At 48.1% G+C, this 16540-nt stretch carries 31 protein-coding genes; all 31 read left to right on the forward strand.

Features of this window, described 5'->3' with window-relative positions:
* The first annotated feature begins 9 nt into the window (after window positions 1–9).
* On the forward strand, window positions 10–291 hold the full coding sequence (gene rpsS, locus EL268_RS01535; protein ID WP_005828846.1) for a 30S ribosomal protein S19: 282 nt from the start codon (window positions 10–12) through the stop codon (window positions 289–291).
* A 29-nt stretch (window positions 292–320) separates the two neighbouring features.
* A complete protein-coding gene (rplV, locus tag EL268_RS01540) occupies window positions 321–653 on the forward strand; it encodes a 50S ribosomal protein L22 (RefSeq protein WP_047074707.1) in 333 nt (110 codons plus the stop codon).
* 13 nt (window positions 654–666) lie between these two features.
* Entirely contained in the window at window positions 667–1329 is a 663-nt protein-coding gene (rpsC, locus tag EL268_RS01545) for a 30S ribosomal protein S3 (protein ID WP_048035658.1), read from the forward strand.
* A 2-nt stretch (window positions 1330–1331) separates the two neighbouring features.
* Complete coding sequence (rplP, locus tag EL268_RS01550; protein ID WP_007716249.1) at window positions 1332–1766, forward strand: 50S ribosomal protein L16; 435 nt, start codon at window positions 1332–1334, stop codon at window positions 1764–1766.
* Window positions 1756–1953 (forward strand): 50S ribosomal protein L29, encoded by a 198-nt coding sequence (gene rpmC / locus EL268_RS01555; RefSeq protein WP_012683988.1) that lies wholly within the window; start codon window positions 1756–1758, stop codon window positions 1951–1953. Before rplP ends, rpmC begins: the two co-directional genes overlap by 11 nt.
* Before the next feature lie 22 nt (window positions 1954–1975).
* A complete protein-coding gene (gene rpsQ, locus EL268_RS01560) occupies window positions 1976–2242 on the forward strand; it encodes a 30S ribosomal protein S17 (protein WP_012683989.1) in 267 nt (88 codons plus the stop codon).
* Window positions 2243–2283: 41 nt separating this feature from the next.
* Window positions 2284–2652, forward strand: coding sequence for a 50S ribosomal protein L14 (gene rplN, locus EL268_RS01565; protein ID WP_012683990.1), 369 nt, complete (start codon window positions 2284–2286; stop codon window positions 2650–2652).
* A 49-nt stretch (window positions 2653–2701) separates the two neighbouring features.
* Window positions 2702–3016: a 50S ribosomal protein L24 gene (gene rplX, locus EL268_RS01570; RefSeq protein ID WP_007716253.1), complete on the forward strand. Its 315-nt coding sequence runs from the start codon at window positions 2702–2704 to the stop codon at window positions 3014–3016.
* Between the two features lie 26 nt (window positions 3017–3042).
* Entirely contained in the window at window positions 3043–3585 is a 543-nt protein-coding gene (rplE, locus tag EL268_RS01575) for a 50S ribosomal protein L5 (RefSeq protein WP_106656568.1), read from the forward strand.
* A gap of 24 nt (window positions 3586–3609) precedes the next feature.
* The gene (locus EL268_RS01580; RefSeq protein ID WP_005828830.1) at window positions 3610–3795 is read left to right on the forward strand and encodes a type Z 30S ribosomal protein S14; all 186 of its coding nucleotides are present in this window, start codon (window positions 3610–3612) and stop codon (window positions 3793–3795) included.
* 27 nt (window positions 3796–3822) lie between these two features.
* Window positions 3823–4221 (forward strand): 30S ribosomal protein S8, encoded by a 399-nt coding sequence (rpsH, locus tag EL268_RS01585; protein WP_047074701.1) that lies wholly within the window; start codon window positions 3823–3825, stop codon window positions 4219–4221.
* Window positions 4222–4256: 35 nt separating this feature from the next.
* The gene (gene rplF, locus EL268_RS01590) at window positions 4257–4793 is read left to right on the forward strand and encodes a 50S ribosomal protein L6 (RefSeq protein ID WP_106656567.1); all 537 of its coding nucleotides are present in this window, start codon (window positions 4257–4259) and stop codon (window positions 4791–4793) included.
* Between the two features lie 32 nt (window positions 4794–4825).
* Window positions 4826–5188, forward strand: coding sequence for a 50S ribosomal protein L18 (gene rplR / locus EL268_RS01595; RefSeq protein WP_047074697.1), 363 nt, complete (start codon window positions 4826–4828; stop codon window positions 5186–5188).
* An 18-nt stretch (window positions 5189–5206) separates the two neighbouring features.
* Complete coding sequence (gene rpsE / locus EL268_RS01600) at window positions 5207–5704, forward strand: 30S ribosomal protein S5 (RefSeq protein ID WP_047074695.1); 498 nt, start codon at window positions 5207–5209, stop codon at window positions 5702–5704.
* A 16-nt stretch (window positions 5705–5720) separates the two neighbouring features.
* On the forward strand, window positions 5721–5906 hold the full coding sequence (rpmD, locus tag EL268_RS01605; protein ID WP_012683995.1) for a 50S ribosomal protein L30: 186 nt from the start codon (window positions 5721–5723) through the stop codon (window positions 5904–5906).
* Between the two features lie 33 nt (window positions 5907–5939).
* Complete coding sequence (gene rplO, locus EL268_RS01610) at window positions 5940–6380, forward strand: 50S ribosomal protein L15 (RefSeq protein WP_007716272.1); 441 nt, start codon at window positions 5940–5942, stop codon at window positions 6378–6380.
* Window positions 6380–7675, forward strand: coding sequence for a preprotein translocase subunit SecY (gene secY, locus EL268_RS01615; protein WP_106656566.1), 1296 nt, complete (start codon window positions 6380–6382; stop codon window positions 7673–7675). The genes rplO and secY overlap by 1 nt, the downstream gene beginning before the upstream one ends.
* A gap of 60 nt (window positions 7676–7735) precedes the next feature.
* Window positions 7736–8380 (forward strand): adenylate kinase, encoded by a 645-nt coding sequence (locus EL268_RS01620; RefSeq protein WP_048035662.1) that lies wholly within the window; start codon window positions 7736–7738, stop codon window positions 8378–8380.
* Window positions 8381–8386: 6 nt separating this feature from the next.
* Window positions 8387–9133 (forward strand): type I methionyl aminopeptidase, encoded by a 747-nt coding sequence (map, locus tag EL268_RS01625; RefSeq protein WP_047074690.1) that lies wholly within the window; start codon window positions 8387–8389, stop codon window positions 9131–9133.
* Window positions 9134–9251: 118 nt separating this feature from the next.
* Window positions 9252–9470: a translation initiation factor IF-1 gene (infA, locus tag EL268_RS01630; RefSeq protein ID WP_003333772.1), complete on the forward strand. Its 219-nt coding sequence runs from the start codon at window positions 9252–9254 to the stop codon at window positions 9468–9470.
* 34 nt (window positions 9471–9504) lie between these two features.
* Window positions 9505–9618 carry a 50S ribosomal protein L36 gene (gene rpmJ, locus EL268_RS01635; RefSeq protein WP_003333770.1) on the forward strand — a complete coding sequence of 38 codons (114 nt, stop codon included), beginning with the start codon at window positions 9505–9507 and terminating at the stop codon, window positions 9616–9618.
* Window positions 9619–9639: 21 nt separating this feature from the next.
* The gene (gene rpsM / locus EL268_RS01640) at window positions 9640–10008 is read left to right on the forward strand and encodes a 30S ribosomal protein S13 (RefSeq protein WP_012683999.1); all 369 of its coding nucleotides are present in this window, start codon (window positions 9640–9642) and stop codon (window positions 10006–10008) included.
* 16 nt (window positions 10009–10024) lie between these two features.
* The gene (gene rpsK / locus EL268_RS01645) at window positions 10025–10426 is read left to right on the forward strand and encodes a 30S ribosomal protein S11 (protein ID WP_005828803.1); all 402 of its coding nucleotides are present in this window, start codon (window positions 10025–10027) and stop codon (window positions 10424–10426) included.
* Window positions 10427–10582: 156 nt separating this feature from the next.
* Window positions 10583–11527: a DNA-directed RNA polymerase subunit alpha gene (locus EL268_RS01650; protein WP_005828801.1), complete on the forward strand. Its 945-nt coding sequence runs from the start codon at window positions 10583–10585 to the stop codon at window positions 11525–11527.
* Window positions 11528–11583: 56 nt separating this feature from the next.
* Window positions 11584–11943 carry a 50S ribosomal protein L17 gene (rplQ, locus tag EL268_RS01655; RefSeq protein ID WP_012684000.1) on the forward strand — a complete coding sequence of 120 codons (360 nt, stop codon included), beginning with the start codon at window positions 11584–11586 and terminating at the stop codon, window positions 11941–11943.
* A 168-nt stretch (window positions 11944–12111) separates the two neighbouring features.
* The gene (locus EL268_RS01660; protein ID WP_106656565.1) at window positions 12112–12963 is read left to right on the forward strand and encodes an energy-coupling factor transporter ATPase; all 852 of its coding nucleotides are present in this window, start codon (window positions 12112–12114) and stop codon (window positions 12961–12963) included.
* Window positions 12939–13811: an energy-coupling factor transporter ATPase gene (locus EL268_RS01665; RefSeq protein WP_106656564.1), complete on the forward strand. Its 873-nt coding sequence runs from the start codon at window positions 12939–12941 to the stop codon at window positions 13809–13811. The genes EL268_RS01660 and EL268_RS01665 overlap by 25 nt, the downstream gene beginning before the upstream one ends.
* A gap of 2 nt (window positions 13812–13813) precedes the next feature.
* A complete protein-coding gene (locus EL268_RS01670; RefSeq protein WP_012684003.1) occupies window positions 13814–14611 on the forward strand; it encodes an energy-coupling factor transporter transmembrane component T family protein in 798 nt (265 codons plus the stop codon).
* Window positions 14608–15342 carry a tRNA pseudouridine(38-40) synthase TruA gene (gene truA, locus EL268_RS01675; RefSeq protein ID WP_106656563.1) on the forward strand — a complete coding sequence of 245 codons (735 nt, stop codon included), beginning with the start codon at window positions 14608–14610 and terminating at the stop codon, window positions 15340–15342. The genes EL268_RS01670 and truA overlap by 4 nt, the downstream gene beginning before the upstream one ends.
* A gap of 254 nt (window positions 15343–15596) precedes the next feature.
* The gene (gene rplM / locus EL268_RS01680; protein WP_012684005.1) at window positions 15597–16034 is read left to right on the forward strand and encodes a 50S ribosomal protein L13; all 438 of its coding nucleotides are present in this window, start codon (window positions 15597–15599) and stop codon (window positions 16032–16034) included.
* Between the two features lie 20 nt (window positions 16035–16054).
* Complete coding sequence (gene rpsI / locus EL268_RS01685) at window positions 16055–16447, forward strand: 30S ribosomal protein S9 (protein ID WP_005828788.1); 393 nt, start codon at window positions 16055–16057, stop codon at window positions 16445–16447.
* The last annotated feature ends 93 nt before the right edge of the window (window positions 16448–16540 follow it).

Below are 16540 nucleotides of genomic sequence, written 5' to 3' on the forward strand. Positions count from 1 at the left end.
GGTTCACTAATGGGACGTAGCTTAAAAAAGGGTCCTTTCGTGGATGACCACTTGATGAAAAAAGTTGACGAGCAAAATGAAAAGAACGAGAAACGCGTGATCAAAACTTGGTCTCGCCGTTCCACCATCTTCCCTGAGTTCGTAGGACACACGTTTGCAGTTTACGATGGCCGCAAACATGTACCAGTATACGTATCGGAAGACATGGTTGGTCATAAATTGGGTGAATTCGCACCAACTCGTACCTTCAAGGGTCACGTCGACAACGACAAGAAGTCCAAGAAGCGCTAATTTTCTCTTGACAGAGAGGAGGTACAAAGATGGAAGCAAAAGCAGTTGCACGCAATATTCGCATCGCGTCTCGTAAAGTCCGCCTGGTGGTAGACTTGATCAGAGGCAAGCAAGTAGGTGAAGCTTTGGCGATCTTGAAACACACGCCAAAGGCAGCTTCTCCAGTTGTTGAAAAACTCCTGAAGTCGGCTATTGCAAACGCTGAGCACAACTATGAGATGGATCCAAACAGCCTCGTAGTGGGCAAAATCTTCGTAGACCAAGGTCCTACGTTGAAGCGTTTCCGTCCGCGCGCTATGGGTCGCGCTAGCCGCATCCATAAACGCACGAGCCACATCACAGTGGTACTAAACGAGAAATAAGGAGGGATTACGTGTGGGTCAAAAGGTAAGCCCGGTAGGTCTTCGGATCGGTGTCATTCGTGACTGGGAGTCCAAATGGTACGCTGACAAGGACTTCGCAACTCTGTTGCACGAAGACTTGAAAATCCGCAAGTATGTAAAAGGGCGTCTGAAAGATGCTGCTGTATCCACGATCGAAATCGAACGCGCAGCTAATCGCGTGAACGTTACGATTCACACCGCTAAGCCTGGTATGGTAATTGGTAAAGGTGGAGCTGAGGTTGAGACTCTGCGCAAATCTTTGACTGAGCTGACTGGCAAACGCGTTCATATCAATATCAACGAAATCAAACGTCCGGATCTGGATGCTACTCTGGTAGCTGAAAATATTGCACGCCAATTGGAAAACCGCATTTCTTTCCGCCGTGCGCAAAAGCAATCGATCACTCGTACGCTGCGCTCTGGTGCTAAAGGTATCAAAACCTTGGTAAGCGGTCGTCTTGGCGGCGCGGACATCGCACGTTCTGAAGGTTACAGCGAAGGTACTGTTCCACTTCACACATTGCGCGCTGACATCGACTACGGTACTGCTGAAGCACATACCACTTATGGTCGCATCGGTGTTAAAGTGTGGATCTATCGTGGAGAAGTCCTTCCAGCGAGAAAGAACGTCGCTACTGAGGAAGGAGGCAAGTAATCATGTTGACGCCAAAACGCGTGAAACACCGTAAACAACACCGCGGGAAAATGGCTGGTAACGCAAAAGGCGGTACTACTGTTGCGTTCGGTGAATACGGATTGCAAGCAATGGAGCCATCTTGGGTAACTAACCGTCAGATCGAGGCAGCTCGTATCGCGATGACTCGTTACATCAAACGTGGTGGTAAAGTATGGATTAAAATTTTCCCTGATAAACCAGTAACACAAAAACCGCTCGAAGTCCGCATGGGTTCCGGTAAAGGTTCTCCTGAGAAATGGGTAGCGGTAGTGAAACCAGGCAAGATCATGTTCGAACTTGCTGGTGTTCCTGAAGAAGTCGCTCGCGAAGCTATGCGTCTGGCTATGCACAAACTGCCAATCAAGTGCAAGTTCGTGAAGCGTGAAGAAGTGGGTGGTGACGCACATGAAGGCTAATGAGTACCGTAATTTGACCACTGCCGAGATCGAACAAAACGTTACTTCTTTGAAAGAAGAGTTGTTCAACCTTCGTTTCCAGCTGGCTACGGGTCAACTCGAAACCACATCTCGTATCAAACAAGTGCGTAAGGATATTGCTCGTGCGAAAACCGTCCTGCGCCAGAGAGAATTGGGAATCGGCTAATTATAGGAAGGAGGTTTGAACGATGACCGCAGATCGCAATATGCGTCGAACAGTTGTAGGTCGCGTTGTTTCCGACAAGATGGATAAAACCATTGTTGTTCTTGTAGAAACTTACAAGACACATCCTTTGTACGGCAAACGCATGAAATTCTCGAAAAAGTTCAAGGCTCACGACGAGAACAACACGGCAAAAGTGGGCGACATCGTAGAAATCATGGAAACTCGTCCGTTGTCGAAAGACAAACGTTTCCGTTTGGTACGTATCGTCGAAGAGGCAGTAATCGTATAAGTCAGATTTTCGGATATTAAGTCCGAAAGGAGGAACAGTAAATGATCCAAACTCAGACGAGATTGGCTGTTGCTGACAACTCCGGTGCAAAGGAACTCATGTGCATCAAGGTTCTGGGTGGTTCCGGTCGTAAAACGGCGAACATCGGTGATGTTATCGTGTGCTCCGTAAAATCCGCTACACCCGGCGGCGTTGTCAAGAAAGGTCAAGTAGTTAAAGCGGTAGTAGTACGCACAGTAAGTGGCGTTCGTCGTAACGATGGTTCTTACATCCGTTTCGATGAGAACGCAGCTGTAGTTATCAAAGACGATCAATCCCCTCGTGGTACTCGTATCTTTGGACCTGTGGCTCGTGAGCTCCGTGACAAGGATTTCATGAAGATCATCTCTCTGGCTCCAGAGGTTATCTAATTGAACGGCAAAACTCAGGCAGTTTGTTCGATAGGAGGTGCACCAAGCGATGCACGTTAAAAAAGGCGACACTGTTATCGTAAATGCGGGCAAAGATAAAGGCAAAAAAGGTCGCGTTCTCGCTGCTTATCCAAAGAAAGAACGCGTTCTGGTTGAAGGTATCAACCTCGTGAAGAAACACAGCCGTCCGTCCCAAGCTAACCCGCAAGGTGGCATTGTGACTCAAGAAGCAGCTATTCACGTATCCAACGTATCTTTGATCGATCCGAAGTCCGGAAAAGCTACTCGCATCGGTTACAAAGTTTTGGATAACGGCAAGAAAGTTCGGTACGCGAAAAAGTCTGGCGAAGTACTCGACAAGTAGTCAGGTTGGAAAGGAGGATATCCTAGATGGCAACAAGATTGAAAGAAAAGTATACGAGCGAAATCGTGCCTAGCTTGATGAGCAAGTTCAGCTACACTTCCATCATGCAAGTGCCGAAAGTAGAAAAGATCATCATCAATATGGGTGTTGGCGAAGCGGTAGCTAACGCTAAGTCCTTGGATACTGCAATTGAAGACCTGCAAATCATCGCTGGTCAAAAGCCTGTAGTAACAAAGGCTAAGAAATCCATCGCGGGTTTCAAATTGCGTGAAGGTATGCCGATCGGTGCGAAGGTTACTCTGCGCGGCGAGCGTATGTACCACTTCCTCGACAAATTGATGAACGTATCTCTCCCGCGTGTTCGTGACTTCCGTGGAATTTCTTCCAAGGCTTTTGACGGTCGCGGTAACTACACACTCGGTCTGAAGGAACAACTGATCTTCCCTGAGATCGAGTACGATAAAATTGATAAAGTTCGCGGTATGGACATCGTAATTGTTACTTCCGCGAAAACGGATGAGGAAGCTCGTGAGTTGCTGACTCAAATGGGTATGCCATTCCGTAAATAAACCCACTCGTAAGGAGGGAAGAATGTGGCAAAGAAATCTATGATCATCAAGCAACAGCGGCAGCCGAAGTTTGCAGTACGCGCGTACACTCGTTGCGAGCGTTGCGGACGTCCTCACTCCGTATTGCGCAAATTCAAACTCTGCCGTATTTGCTTCCGTGAACTTGCTTATAAAGGTCAAATTCCAGGCGTGAAAAAAGCAAGCTGGTAATTTGAAACGGGAAGGAGGTTTTCTCTCATGGTTATGACTGATCCAATCGCAGATATGTTGACTCGCATCCGTAACGCCAACATGGTTCGCCACGAGAAAGTGGAAATCCCGGCGTCTACCATCAAGAAGGAAATCGCGCGCATTCTTAAAGAAGAAGGCTTCATCCGCGATGCGGAGTTTGTTGAAGACAACAAACAAGGAATCATCCGCGTATTCCTGAAGTACGGTGCTAACAACGAGCGCGTCATCACAGGTCTGAAGCGTATCTCCAAACCAGGTCTTCGTGTATATGCGAAAAACAACGAAGTACCAAAGGTTTTGGGTGGCCTCGGTTGCGCGATCATCTCTACATCCACTGGTGTAATGACTGACAAACAAGCTCGTCAAGCACATGTTGGTGGAGAAGTTCTTGCATACGTTTGGTAATTAACAGATTGTAAATAGCACAGGAGGTGCACCACATGTCTCGTGTCGGTAGAAAACCGATCGTGGTACCTGCAGGCGTTACCCTCACTCTGAACGGAACTGAGCTGACGGTAAAGGGCCCTAAGGGTCAACTCGTTCGTAGCTTCCATGAAGATATCAAAATCAACATCGCTGAAAACGAAGTAATCGTTGAGCGTCCAAGCGATAACAAACTTCACCGTTCCCTGCATGGTACAACTCGTGCGCTGGTATCCAACATGGTAACTGGCGTATCCGAAGGCTTCACTCGTACCCTGGAACTGGTCGGTGTAGGTTACCGTGCTGCCAAGTCTGGCAACGGTGTTACTCTCTCTCTTGGTTTCTCCCACCCAGTGGAAGTTACTCCAGAAGAGGGTATCGAAATCGATGTACCAAACCAAACCACTTTGGTGGTAAAAGGTATCAACAAAGAGCGCGTAGGCCAAGTTGCTGCTGAAATCCGTTCTCTGCGTAAACCTGAGCCATACAAAGGTAAAGGTATCAAGTACAGCGATGAAGTTGTTCGTCGTAAAGAAGGTAAAAAAGGTAAATAAGCTTCTAGCTTCATGAGAAAGGAGGCCGCTTAATGTTTACGAAAGCTGATAAAAACAAAGCTCGGAAAAAACGCCACCTGCGAATCCGCAAACGCGTGATTGGTTCTACCATTCGCCCGCGTCTGAACGTTTTCCGTTCTTCTAAGCATATCTACGCTCAATTGATCGATGATGCAACTGGCGTAACACTGGTATCTGCATCTTCTTTGGATAAAGAGCTGGGCCTGAAAAATGGCGCTAACGTGGAAGCTGCTACAGCTGTTGGCACACTGATCGCTAAGCGTGCACAAGAAAAAGGTGCGACAGAAGTGATTTTTGACCGCGGTGGTTACATTTATCATGGACGTATTAAAGCACTGGCAGAAGCAGCTCGTGAAGCTGGTCTGCAATTCTAACAACAAGGAGGGTAAGGAATGCGTATCGACCCTAGCAAATTAGAGCTCGAAGAAAAAGTAGTCGCAGTTAACCGTGTAGCAAAAACGGTTAAAGGTGGACGTCGTATGAGCTTCAGCGCCTTGGTTGTTGTGGGAGACCGTAACGGCCACGTAGGTGCTGGTATGGGTAAAGCTCAAGAAGTTCCAGACGCCATTCGCAAAGCGATTGACGACGCTAAGAAAAAATTGATCCGTGTACCGATGAGAGGAACAACTGTTCCGCACGAAGTAATGTGCCAATTCGGTGCTGGTAAAGTTCTGATCAAACCTGCTGCTCCAGGTACTGGAGTTATCGCTGGTGGACCTGTTCGTGCCGTTCTCGAACTGGCAGGTGTAGGTGACATTTTGAGTAAGTCTCTTGGTTCCAACAATCCTATCAACATGGTCAACGCTACGCTGGAAGGCCTCGGTCGTCTGAAAACAGCGGAAGATGTCGCGAAATTGCGCGGTAAGACTGTTGACGAGTTGTTGGGTTAATAAGGAGGGAATGAACATGGCAAAATTGCAAATCACCCTCAAACGCAGCCTGATCGGTCGTACAGTAGATCAGCAAGACACTGTTAAAGCTCTGGGTCTTCGCAAAATTAACTCCACTGTAGTGAAGGAAGATAATCCTGCAATTCGTGGAATGGTTTTCAAAGTGAAGCACTTGGTAGAAGTGAAAGAAGTAGAAGCTTAATTGAACATCTCAATTAGTTAGGAGGTGCAACGTATGAAATTGCATGAACTGCAACCTGCAGAAGGATCCCGTCACACTCGTAAGCGCATCGGTCGCGGTATCGGTAGCGGTACTGGCAAAACTGCTGGTAAAGGTCACAAAGGTCAAAACGCTCGTTCCGGCGGAGGTGTTCGCCCAGGATTCGAGGGTGGTCAAAACCCATTGTACCGTCGTCTGCCTAAGCGTGGTTTCACTAACATCAGCCGCAAAGAATTTGCGATTGTTAGCTTGGACGCGCTGAACCGTTTCGAAGAGGGCACTGTAGTAACACCTGAGCTGTTGAAAGAAACTGGTGTTATCAGCGCGCTGCGCGACGGTGTTAAGGTTCTTGCTAACGGTGAACTGACTGTGAAGCTGACTGTTAAAGCTCACAAGTTCTCCGGAGCTGCTGCTGAGAAGATCGCACAAGTCGGTGGAACAACCGAGGTGATCTAATGTTAGCGTCCTTAACTAACATTTTTAAAATTAGCGACCTTCGTCGCAAAATCCTTTTTACGCTCATGATGCTGGTTGTTTTCCGGATCGGAAGCTTTGTGCCAGTTCCTAACGTAAATGTCGAGTTGTTTCAGCAGAATACAAACCAACTACTGGGCTTGTTGAACACCTTCTCAGGTGGAGCACTGCAAAACTTCTCGATTTTTGCCATGGGTATCATGCCGTACATTACGGCATCGATTATCATGCAGCTGATGTCCATGGATGTTGTGCCTAAGCTTACGCAATGGGCTCGTGAAGGGGAAGTTGGCCGTCGCAAGATTGCCACTGTTACCCGTTACGCTACAATTATCCTTGGTTTGATTCAGTCTGTAGGGATGACGATTGGATTCAACAATATGGCGCCTGGTTTGTTAAACGACACGTCGGTTGGCAGCTATGCACTCATTGCGTTGACATTGACAGCTGGGACCGCATTCATGATGTGGATGGGGGAACAGATTACGGAGAAGGGTATCGGTAACGGGATTTCGATCCTGATCGTTGCCGGGATCGTTGCTGGACTGCCTAATGCGGCTACGACGATCTACACCACGATGTTTGGTGATCCATCTGTAAACATCTTCTTCAGCATCGTCAAAGTTCTGCTTATCCTATTGGTGGTCCTCGCCATTATTGTCGGGGTTATCTTTATGCAGCAAGGTCTTCGTAAGATTCCAGTGCAATATGCGAAGCGAGTGGTTGGACGCAAAATGTACGGTGGTCAATCTACCCACATTCCGCTGAAAATCAACTCTGCTGGTGTTATTCCTGTTATCTTTGCGGTATCGCTGGTAATGTTCCCGTCAACGATTGCTCAGTTCTGGGTGGATGCATCTGGACAAGGATTTGCTAACTGGATTTATCAGAACTTCCAAGTCAACAAACCATTAGGAATGACGCTTTACGCTATCTTGATTCTCGGATTCACCTACTTCTACACATTCGTACAGATCAACCCTGTACAAATGGCAGAAAACATGAGAAAAAATGGCGGTTACATTCCTGGTATCCGACCTGGTAAAAACACTGAGGTATTCATTACTCGTACATTAAACCGGTTAACATTGGCGGGCGCTTTGTTCCTGATGACAATTGCCATTTTGCCATTCTTCTTCGGTAGTATTGCAAACTTGCCGCAATCCATTTTCATCGGCGGTACATCGCTCTTGATCGTGGTCGGGGTATGTTTGGATACAATGAAGCAGATTGAAAGTCAAATGATCAAACGCCACTACCAAGGGTTTATCAAGTAATGACTTAGATGTTTACAGAAAAGCTTCTGTAGCTTTTTTGATGGGACGGAGGGAATGGACGTGAATATAATTCTGATGGGACTGCCTGGAGCCGGTAAAGGGACACAGGCAGAACGTATCGTAAAAGAGTTTGACATCCCGCACATTTCGACTGGCGACATGTTCCGAGCTGCGGTCAAAAACGAAACGCCGCTCGGACTAGAGGCTAAATCCTATATGGATAAAGGTCATCTCGTCCCAGACGAGGTCGTCATTGGTATTGTGCGGGAGCGCCTTTCGATGGATGACTGCGCAAAGGGATTCCTCTTAGATGGTTTTCCGCGCACAGTACCTCAGGCGGAAGCGTTGACAGCTACAGTAAAAGAGCTGGGACGTGAAATTGACCATGTAATTAACATCAACGTTCAACGCGAGCAATTGATTGAACGTCTGACCGGTCGCTGGATCTGCCCTGTTTGCGGTGCTAGCTATCACACGATGTTCAATCCTCCAAAAGAGGCTGGCGTATGTGATAAAGATGGTGGTAAGCTGTATCAGCGTGATGACGACAAGATCGAAGTGGTAACACAACGCCTTGACGTGAATATCGCGCAAACACAGCCACTTATCGACTACTACTCCGCACAGGAACTTCTGCGAGATATCGATGGAGAACAAGATATCCAGGTAGTGTTTGCGGAAATTAAGTCTTTGTTGCGAGGGTAATTGCGAATGATTATCCTAAAGTCGAAAGCAGAACTTGAGGTTATGCGCGAAGCTGGTCGTATCGTCGCACTCACCCATCAAGAACTGGCCAAGGCGATCAAGCCTGGTGTCACGACGAAGCAGCTAGACGAAATTGCCGAGACCTTTATTCGAAGCATGGGAGCAATTCCATCGTTTAAAGGCTATGGTGGCTTTCCAGGAAGTATCTGTGCTTCAGTCAATGAAGAACTCGTACACGGGATCCCAGGTAAACGGGCGTTGCAAGAAGGAGACATTATTAGTATCGACATCGGTGCCCAGTTTCAGGGTTACCATGGCGACTCCGCTTGGACGTATCCGGTCGGTAAGATTTCAACAGAAAACCAGAAGCTGCTCAGAGTAACGGAAGAGTCGTTGTACAAGGGGCTTGAAAAAGCTGTTCCGGGTGGACGCTTATCCGATATCTCTCATGCGATTCAGGTTCATGCAGAAGCTGCCGGCTTCACACTCGTTCGCGAGTATGTGGGGCATGGGATCGGGCAAAACTTGCACGAAGATCCGCAGGTTCCTAACTACGGCCCTCCTGATCGAGGACCACGGTTAAAACCAGGCATGGTGTTGGCAATTGAGCCAATGGTAAATGCCGGCGAACGTTATGTCCGCACATTGGAGGACAATTGGACGGTAGTAACAGTGGATCGGAAAACTTGTGCTCATTTTGAACACACCATCGCGATTACGGAAGATGGCTATGAGATTTTTACACGGACATAAAAACGGTAGTTCCGAACGGTTCGGGATTGTCGTCCAACGTGTCGACGATAAGTTCGTTGTGTGATCATTTCGCAAAACTCATGGTCCGACTGAAGAGCAGAAGAAAGGAGAGTTTACCATGGCAAAAGATGATGTAATTGAGGTGGAAGGTACGGTAATCGAACCTTTGCCAAATGCTATGTTTCGAGTAGAATTAGAGAATGGACATAAAGTCCTCGCTCACGTCTCTGGAAAAATCCGCATGCACTTTATCCGTATCCTGCCGGGGGATAAAGTAACTGTTGAACTGTCGCCGTACGACTTAACCCGCGGACGTATTACGTACCGCTATAAATAGTAAGCAAAACCCCTAGAAAAGGGAGGCAAGAACCATGAAAGTGAGACCTTCGGTTAAACCGATCTGCGAGAAATGCAAGGTTATCCGTCGCAAAGGTAACGTAATGGTTATTTGTGAAAATCCGAAGCATAAGCAAAAACAAGGGTAAACAAGGAGGTGCTTTTGACACATGGCACGTATTGCAGGCGTAGACTTGCCGCGCGAAAAACGCGTTGAAGTTGCTCTTACCTACATTTTTGGTATTGGCCGCCCCACGTCTCAAAAAATTCTGTCCGCTACTGGCGTAGACATGAACACTCGTGTTCGCGATCTGACAGAAGATGAAGTGAACAAACTTCGTGAGTACATCGACAAAACTGTGAAGGTGGAAGGTGACCTCCGTCGTGAGATCTCCCTCAACATCAAGCGTCTGATGGAAATCGGTTGCTTCCGTGGCATCCGTCATCGTCGTGGACTTCCAGTTCGCGGTCAACGTTCTAAAACAAATGCTCGTACGCGTAAAGGTCCACGCCGTACAGTAGCAAACAAGAAGAAGTAAAGGAGGGTAATCTGACATGGCGAAAAGAAAACAAGCTACAGCAACTCGTACCCGTCGTCGTGACCGTAAGAATGTTGAAGTCGGCGTAGCACACATCCGTTCTACTTTCAACAACACGATCGTCACTATCACGGATCCACACGGTAACGCGATCTCTTGGTCCAGTGCTGGTTCCCTCGGCTTCAAAGGCTCCCGTAAAAGCACTCCATTTGCTGCGCAAATGGCTGCTGAAGCGGCTGCACGCGTTGCTATGGAACACGGCATGCGTTCCCTTGAAGTATCAGTAAAAGGCCCAGGTGCAGGTCGTGAAGCTGCGATCCGTTCCCTGCAAGCAACTGGTCTTGAAGTGAACATGATTAAAGACGTGACGCCAATTCCGCACAACGGTTGCCGTCCACCAAAACGTCGCCGCGTGTAACTGGTTTATATCGTTCAGAACATGTCCATACTAGAATGGTAAATTCTGATTTATAGCTTGTCATGCACGCAAACGGTAAACCGCCGGGGAAATTCCTGAGTGGGCACGTATGCGGCCCACCCAAGGATTTCGACGTTTTGAAGGAGGGTTTGTTTAATGATAGAAATAGAAAAACCAAAAATCGAGGTTGTGGAAGTTAGCGACGACAACTCGTATGGAAAGTTTGTTGTAGAACCTCTAGAGCGCGGATACGGAACTACCCTTGGCAACTCGCTGAGACGAATTCTTCTTTCGTCCTTGCCAGGCGCGGCAGTTCGTACTGTTCAAATCGATGGGGTTCTTCACGAATTCTCTACGGTTGAAGGCGTCGTTGAAGATGTAACCGAGATCATCCTGAACATCAAAGGCTTGGCGCTGAAGATCCATTCCGATGAAGAAAAAGTAATCGAGATCGATGCAGAAGGCGAAGGCGTTGTCAAAGCGGGAGATATCCGTGCTGACAGTGATGTGGAGGTCTTAAACCCTGATCTTCATATTGCAACGTTGGCCAATGGCGGTCGTCTGCATATCCGCATGACAGCTGGACGTGGTCGTGGTTATGTTCAATCTGACGGAAACAAATCTGAGGATCTACCTATTGGTGTGATTCCGATTGATTCGATCTACACGCCGATCAAGCGCGTTAACTATCAAGTGGAAAATACCCGTGTAGGGCAAATGACCAACTATGACAAGTTAACACTTGAGGTTTGGACTAACGGTAGCATCAGTCCGGAAGAAGCCGTGAGTCTCGGCGCTAAAATCATGACGGAGCACCTGAACCTGTTCGTCGGTCTGACTGACGAGGCGAAGGATGCAGAAATCATGGTAGAGAAGGAAGAGGACAAGAAAGAGAAAGTCTTGGAGATGACTATCGAAGAGCTCGATCTTTCTGTTCGTTCCTACAACTGCTTGAAGCGTGCCGGTATTAATACCGTGCAAGAGCTGACGCAGAAGACCGAAGAGGACATGATGAAAGTACGCAATCTGGGGCGCAAATCTCTTGAAGAAGTTCAAGAAAAGTTAGCTGAACTGGGCCTGTCCCTGCGCAGTGACGACTAGAGTAGCAAACCAAGAAGCAAACTTTTGTTCTCTCGATTAAGAGGGAGGTAAACCACATGGCACAACGTAAATTGGGTCGTCGTAGCTCAGCTCGTAAAGCGCTGTTCCGCGACTTGGTAACAGACCTGATCATCAACGAGCGCATCGAAACTACAGAGATGAAGGCGAAAGAACTGCGCCCAATCGCTGAAAAAATGATCACGCTCGCGAAACGTGGCGATCTGCATGCTCGCCGTCAAGTTGCTGCTTTCGTTCGCAAAGAAGTTGCGAATGCTGAAGGCCGCGATGCTGTTCAAAAACTGTTCGATGAAATCGCACCTCGCTTCAAAGAGCGCAACGGTGGATACACTCGTATCCTGAAAGCCGGCCCTCGCCGTGGCGACGCTGCTCCAATGGCGTACATCGAATTCGTTTAATACATGTAAACTGGTCGTTTATTCAGGTTTCAAGCCTGGTAGATTACCGCGAAAAGGGTGGGGGCAGATCTGGTCATAGGCTGGACTCTGATTCAACCCTTTTTTCCTTTCTTATCGAAATCCTGCTAGTCAGTTCCCTGTGAAGGCTGGGGAGGTTGTGAATGCCTCATGAATGAAGATAACCTGCTGGCATTGCGAGATGTTTCTTATACCTACGATGGTGAGGATGGCCAACGGGTTCCGGTATTACAAGGTGTTGATCTTACCATTCTAAAAGGTTCCTTTGTATCCGTACTGGGTCACAACGGTTCCGGTAAATCTACGATGGCAAAGCTGATGAATGCTCTGTTGCTTCCAGAAGGCGGCACAGTACTTATCAGTGGAATGGATACGAAAGATGGGGAGCTGCTTTGGGAAATTCGACGACATGTTGGCATGGTCTTTCAGAACCCGGACAATCAGATTGTTGGGGCTACAGTGGAAGATGATGTCGCCTTTGGCCTAGAAAACATGGGTGTGGACCCCAAAGAGATGCGAGATCGTATTGATGAGGCGCTCGTTTCTGTAGGAATGGAGTCTTATTTACAGGCACAACCACATCGTCTGTCTGGTGGACAAAAGCAGCGAGTGGCGATCGCAGGGATTATGGCGATGCGGCCTTCTGTCATCATCTTGGATGAAGCGACAGCGATGCTTGATCCACAAGGGAGAATGGAAGTGCTGAATCTGGCTCGTCAACTGAACCGTGACGAGGGACTCACGATCATTAACATTACCCATTTTCCGGAAGAAGCTATCTATTCGGATAAGGTCATCGTCATGAATGCGGGTGAAGTCCTGATGGAAGGCAAACCGAGTGAAGTGTTTAATGAGGTAGATCGTTTGAAACAGGTGGGACTGGATGTGCCATTTGCCGTTCGACTGCGACACGCACTTCATTCCAAAGGGATTGATTTACCGTTTGTCCTGCATCAAGAGGAGCTGGTGGAGCACGTATGCAAATTACTTTTGACCAAGTAAGCCATATCTACGCAAAGGGAACACCGTTCGAACGAGTTGCCTTACACAATATTTCGCTGACGATTCCATCCGGTTCGTTTGTCGGAATTATTGGCCACACGGGCTCGGGTAAGTCAACGCTGATTCAGCACTTGAACGGGTTGCTGATGCCTAGTACAGGGCAGATTACCCTGGGTGATGCGGTCATTACTCCAAAGCGGCGGTTACCCCATGCTCAAAGGCGCAATATTGGGCTCGTCTTTCAATATCCTGAACATCAGTTGTTTGAAGAAACGGTTGCGAAGGATGTTGCTTTTGGACCGCTCAACTTTGACTTGCCAACGGAGATGGTGGAAGCGCGTGTAAAGGAGTCCCTTGAAATTGTCGGCCTGGATTATGCCACGATCAAGGATCGCTCGCCGTTTCATTTGAGTGGCGGGCAAATGCGACGTGTTGCTTTGGCTGGTGTTCTTGCCATGCAGCCGAAGGTTCTGGTATTGGATGAACCAACTGCGGGTCTTGATCCTGCGGGACGAGTCACGATTCTGGAAGGGATCTACCGGATTCATCGGGAACAAAACCTCACGACACTATTGGTAACGCACAGCATGGAAGAGGCAGCCCGCTATGCAGACTATTTGCTTGTGATGGCACAAGGTCAAGTAGCGTTGCAGGGGAAGCCGGAGGAAGTATTCATGCAAGTGGTTCGTCTCCGAGAGCTGTCTTTGGATGTACCGGAAACGGTGGCTCTCGTATCGCAATTGAATCAAATGCTGCCGGACAAGGCTAGTCTGCCGAGCTCCCTTTATCGGGAGGAAGAGCTGATTGCCCATCTGCTGGAACGACTGTCCGTACCAAAGGAGGGCTAGGCATGCTGCAGAATATCGCAATTGGTCAATACGTACCAGGGCAATCTTTTTTACATCGTGCAGATCCGCGAAGCAAGCTTCTCTTCATCATTCTTTTTGCTACCTTGATTTTTCTGGCTAACAATACGGTAACGTACGCCATACTCATTGGTTTTACCTTGTATGCAGCACTTCTTTCTAGGCTTTCATTGTCCTATATATTAAAAAGCTTAAAGCCAGTCTGGATCCTGATTTTGTTTACCGTCGTCTTGCATATTTTTATCACGAAAGGCGGAACGGTCTACTTTCAGTGGGGATGGTTTACAGTAGAAGAACAGGGAGTTCGCCAGGCGATCTTCATTTCTTTGCGCTTGGGACTTTTGATTCTCATTAGTTCCTTGCTGACACTGACCACCTCTCCAATCGATTTGACGGAGGGTTTGGAGCGTTTACTAGGACCACTAGGGAAGATCGGCATACCGGTTCATGATATAGCCCTGATGATGTCAATTGCACTCCGGTTCATTCCGACCCTGATGGAAGAAACGGATAAAATCATCAAGGCGCAGACCGCTAGAGGAGCCAATTTCACCAGTGGAAGTCTCGTACGCAGAGCCAAGAACCTGATTCCGATCGCTATCCCATTGTTCGTGAGTGCGTTTCGGCGTGCGGAAGAGCTGGCTTTGGCGATGGAAGCTCGTGGCTATCGCGGGGGAGTGGGGAGAACCCGGCTGAATAAGCTGACGTTCACTTGGCGTGATGGAATCGTAGCTGTTGTGAGTGTGATCTTGGTAATCGTGATTGGATGGTGGCGTACATGAAGCGACTGCGATGTGTATTGGCATATGACGGGACTGACTTCAGCGGTTTTCAGGTACAGCCAGATCAAGTAACGGTCCAGGGTGAAATTGAGGCCGCATTGAAGAGGGTTACCGGAGAGGATATCCAAGTCTTCGGTTCAGGCCGGACAGATGCGGGTGTTCATGCGCGCGGTCAAGTGATTCACTTTGATACGTCGAGCAACATTCCGATGGATAAATGGCGGTTTGTGTTGAACAATCAGTTGCCTGATTCTATTGTCATTCGGACAGTCGAAGAGGTCGATGCCTCTTTTCATGCGCGTTTTGACGTGCAAGTTAAAGAATATCGATATTGTATCGACAACAATCCAGTGGCAGATGTGTTTCGACATCGTTACGCCGACCATGTCCGGTTTCCGTTAGATGTGGACGCGATGCAGCAGGCTGCTCATTATTTGGTGGGTGAACATGATTTTACTTCCTTTTGCTCGGCAAAGACATTCGTTGAGGACAAGGTTCGGACTGTGTACGGGCTCACCGTAGAAAAAATCGGAGACGAGGTATGGGTAACATGCCGAGGCAACGGCTTTTTGTATAACATGGTTCGAATTATTGTGGGGACTTTGGTTGAAGTAGGGCAAGGAAAAAGAAGCCCTGCTGAACTGAGGGAGATCCTCGCCGCATGTGATCGGGAAAAGGCAGGTAAGACAGCACCAGCCAAGGGTCTGACCATGTGGGAAGTTGTCTACTAGTTCTCTGATTTCCAACTATTAGACGAACGAGCAGCACTTGACTATAGGGCGTCTATGTAGTACGATATTCCTTGGTATTTTAACCCCGCCTAGCCCCACTCTAGCCCCGGGATTGAAAGACAAGATCGTGATTACATGGAACACCTGGAAGAGTTGCTCACCCGTAACAGCAATTATCTTCCATTGCAAGTTTCGGTTGTTTTGGTTATAAGTAGATGGATATGTGTTAGGTAAGATATTTAGGAGGGACAAAAATGCGTACCACATATATGGCGAAACCGCTCGAAGTTGAGCGCAAATGGTACATCGTTGACGCTGAAGGCCAAACGCTGGGTCGTCTGGCGAGCGAAGTAGCTTCTATCCTGCGCGGAAAATTGAAACCAGAATTCACTCCTCACGTTGACGCTGGCGATTTCGTAATCGTAATCAACGCTGACAAAGTGAAATTGACTGGTAACAAACTGAACGACAAAATTTACTACACTCACTCCCTGTATCCAGGTGGTCTGAAAAAAACCACTGCTGGCGCAATGCTGAATAAGAGACCAGATCGTATGTTCGAACTGGCGGTAAAAGGCATGCTGCCTAAAAACAGCCTGGGACGTCAAATGTTCACCAAGCTGAAAGTATACGCTGGAACTGAGCATCCGCACGCAGCACAAAAACCAGAAGTTTGGCAAATTCGCGGTTAAGGTAAAGGGAGGAAATATACGTGGCACAAGTACAATACTACGGTACAGGTCGTCGTAAGCACTCCGTAGCACGCGTTCGCCTGGTTCCAGGTGAAGGTCGCATCGTGATCAACAAGCGTGAAATGGATACTTACTTTGGTTTGGAAACACTGAAATTGATCGTAAAACAACCACTCGTTCTGACTGAAACTCTTGGTCGTTACGATGTATTGGTTAACGTAAACGGCGGCGGAACCACTGGTCAAGCTGGTGCAATCCGTCACGGCGTTGCTCGCGCTCTGCTGAAAGCAGATCCGGAACTGCGCGGCGCTCTGAAACGCGCTGGCTTCCTGACTCGCGATCCTCGTATGAAAGAACGTAAGAAATACGGCTTGAAAGCAGCTCGTCGCGCACCTCAATTCTCCAAGCGCTAAGAAGCTTGCTATATCAAGGATTATCGCCCTTGGCCTTCATTGGTCAGGGGCTTTAATTTTTCCCCCGAATGAGCTGTGACCATATTTTGACCA

It is taken from the genome of Brevibacillus brevis (assembly GCF_900637055.1).
GTDB lineage: Bacteria > Bacillota > Bacilli > Brevibacillales > Brevibacillaceae > Brevibacillus > Brevibacillus brevis.

Excerpts from the sequence above, each read along its gene's own strand:
- rpsS (WP_005828846.1), top strand. The coding sequence starts at position 10 with ATGGGACGTAGCTTAAAAAAGGGTCCTTTCGTGGATGACCACTTGATG.
- rplV (WP_047074707.1), top strand. The coding sequence starts at position 321 with ATGGAAGCAAAAGCAGTTGCACGCAATATTCGCATCGCGTCTCGTAAA.
- rplP (WP_007716249.1), top strand. The coding sequence starts at position 1,332 with ATGTTGACGCCAAAACGCGTGAAACACCGTAAACAACACCGCGGGAAA.
- rpmC (WP_012683988.1), top strand. The coding sequence starts at position 1,756 with ATGAAGGCTAATGAGTACCGTAATTTGACCACTGCCGAGATCGAACAA.
- rpsQ (WP_012683989.1), top strand. The coding sequence starts at position 1,976 with ATGACCGCAGATCGCAATATGCGTCGAACAGTTGTAGGTCGCGTTGTT.
- rplN (WP_012683990.1), top strand. The coding sequence starts at position 2,284 with ATGATCCAAACTCAGACGAGATTGGCTGTTGCTGACAACTCCGGTGCA.
- rplX (WP_007716253.1), top strand. The coding sequence starts at position 2,702 with ATGCACGTTAAAAAAGGCGACACTGTTATCGTAAATGCGGGCAAAGAT.
- rplE (WP_106656568.1), top strand. The coding sequence starts at position 3,043 with ATGGCAACAAGATTGAAAGAAAAGTATACGAGCGAAATCGTGCCTAGC.
- rpsH (WP_047074701.1), top strand. The coding sequence starts at position 3,823 with ATGGTTATGACTGATCCAATCGCAGATATGTTGACTCGCATCCGTAAC.
- rplF (WP_106656567.1), top strand. The coding sequence starts at position 4,257 with ATGTCTCGTGTCGGTAGAAAACCGATCGTGGTACCTGCAGGCGTTACC.
- rplR (WP_047074697.1), top strand. The coding sequence starts at position 4,826 with ATGTTTACGAAAGCTGATAAAAACAAAGCTCGGAAAAAACGCCACCTG.
- rpsE (WP_047074695.1), top strand. The coding sequence starts at position 5,207 with ATGCGTATCGACCCTAGCAAATTAGAGCTCGAAGAAAAAGTAGTCGCA.
- rpmD (WP_012683995.1), top strand. The coding sequence starts at position 5,721 with ATGGCAAAATTGCAAATCACCCTCAAACGCAGCCTGATCGGTCGTACA.
- rplO (WP_007716272.1), top strand. The coding sequence starts at position 5,940 with ATGAAATTGCATGAACTGCAACCTGCAGAAGGATCCCGTCACACTCGT.
- secY (WP_106656566.1), top strand. The coding sequence starts at position 6,380 with ATGTTAGCGTCCTTAACTAACATTTTTAAAATTAGCGACCTTCGTCGC.
- map (WP_047074690.1), top strand. The coding sequence starts at position 8,387 with ATGATTATCCTAAAGTCGAAAGCAGAACTTGAGGTTATGCGCGAAGCT.
- infA (WP_003333772.1), top strand. The coding sequence starts at position 9,252 with ATGGCAAAAGATGATGTAATTGAGGTGGAAGGTACGGTAATCGAACCT.
- rpmJ (WP_003333770.1), top strand. The coding sequence starts at position 9,505 with ATGAAAGTGAGACCTTCGGTTAAACCGATCTGCGAGAAATGCAAGGTT.
- rpsM (WP_012683999.1), top strand. The coding sequence starts at position 9,640 with ATGGCACGTATTGCAGGCGTAGACTTGCCGCGCGAAAAACGCGTTGAA.
- rpsK (WP_005828803.1), top strand. The coding sequence starts at position 10,025 with ATGGCGAAAAGAAAACAAGCTACAGCAACTCGTACCCGTCGTCGTGAC.
- EL268_RS01650 (WP_005828801.1), top strand. The coding sequence starts at position 10,583 with ATGATAGAAATAGAAAAACCAAAAATCGAGGTTGTGGAAGTTAGCGAC.
- rplQ (WP_012684000.1), top strand. The coding sequence starts at position 11,584 with ATGGCACAACGTAAATTGGGTCGTCGTAGCTCAGCTCGTAAAGCGCTG.
- EL268_RS01660 (WP_106656565.1), top strand. The coding sequence starts at position 12,112 with ATGAATGAAGATAACCTGCTGGCATTGCGAGATGTTTCTTATACCTAC.
- EL268_RS01665 (WP_106656564.1), top strand. The coding sequence starts at position 12,939 with ATGCAAATTACTTTTGACCAAGTAAGCCATATCTACGCAAAGGGAACA.
- EL268_RS01670 (WP_012684003.1), top strand. The coding sequence starts at position 13,814 with ATGCTGCAGAATATCGCAATTGGTCAATACGTACCAGGGCAATCTTTT.
- truA (WP_106656563.1), top strand. The coding sequence starts at position 14,608 with ATGAAGCGACTGCGATGTGTATTGGCATATGACGGGACTGACTTCAGC.
- rplM (WP_012684005.1), top strand. The coding sequence starts at position 15,597 with ATGCGTACCACATATATGGCGAAACCGCTCGAAGTTGAGCGCAAATGG.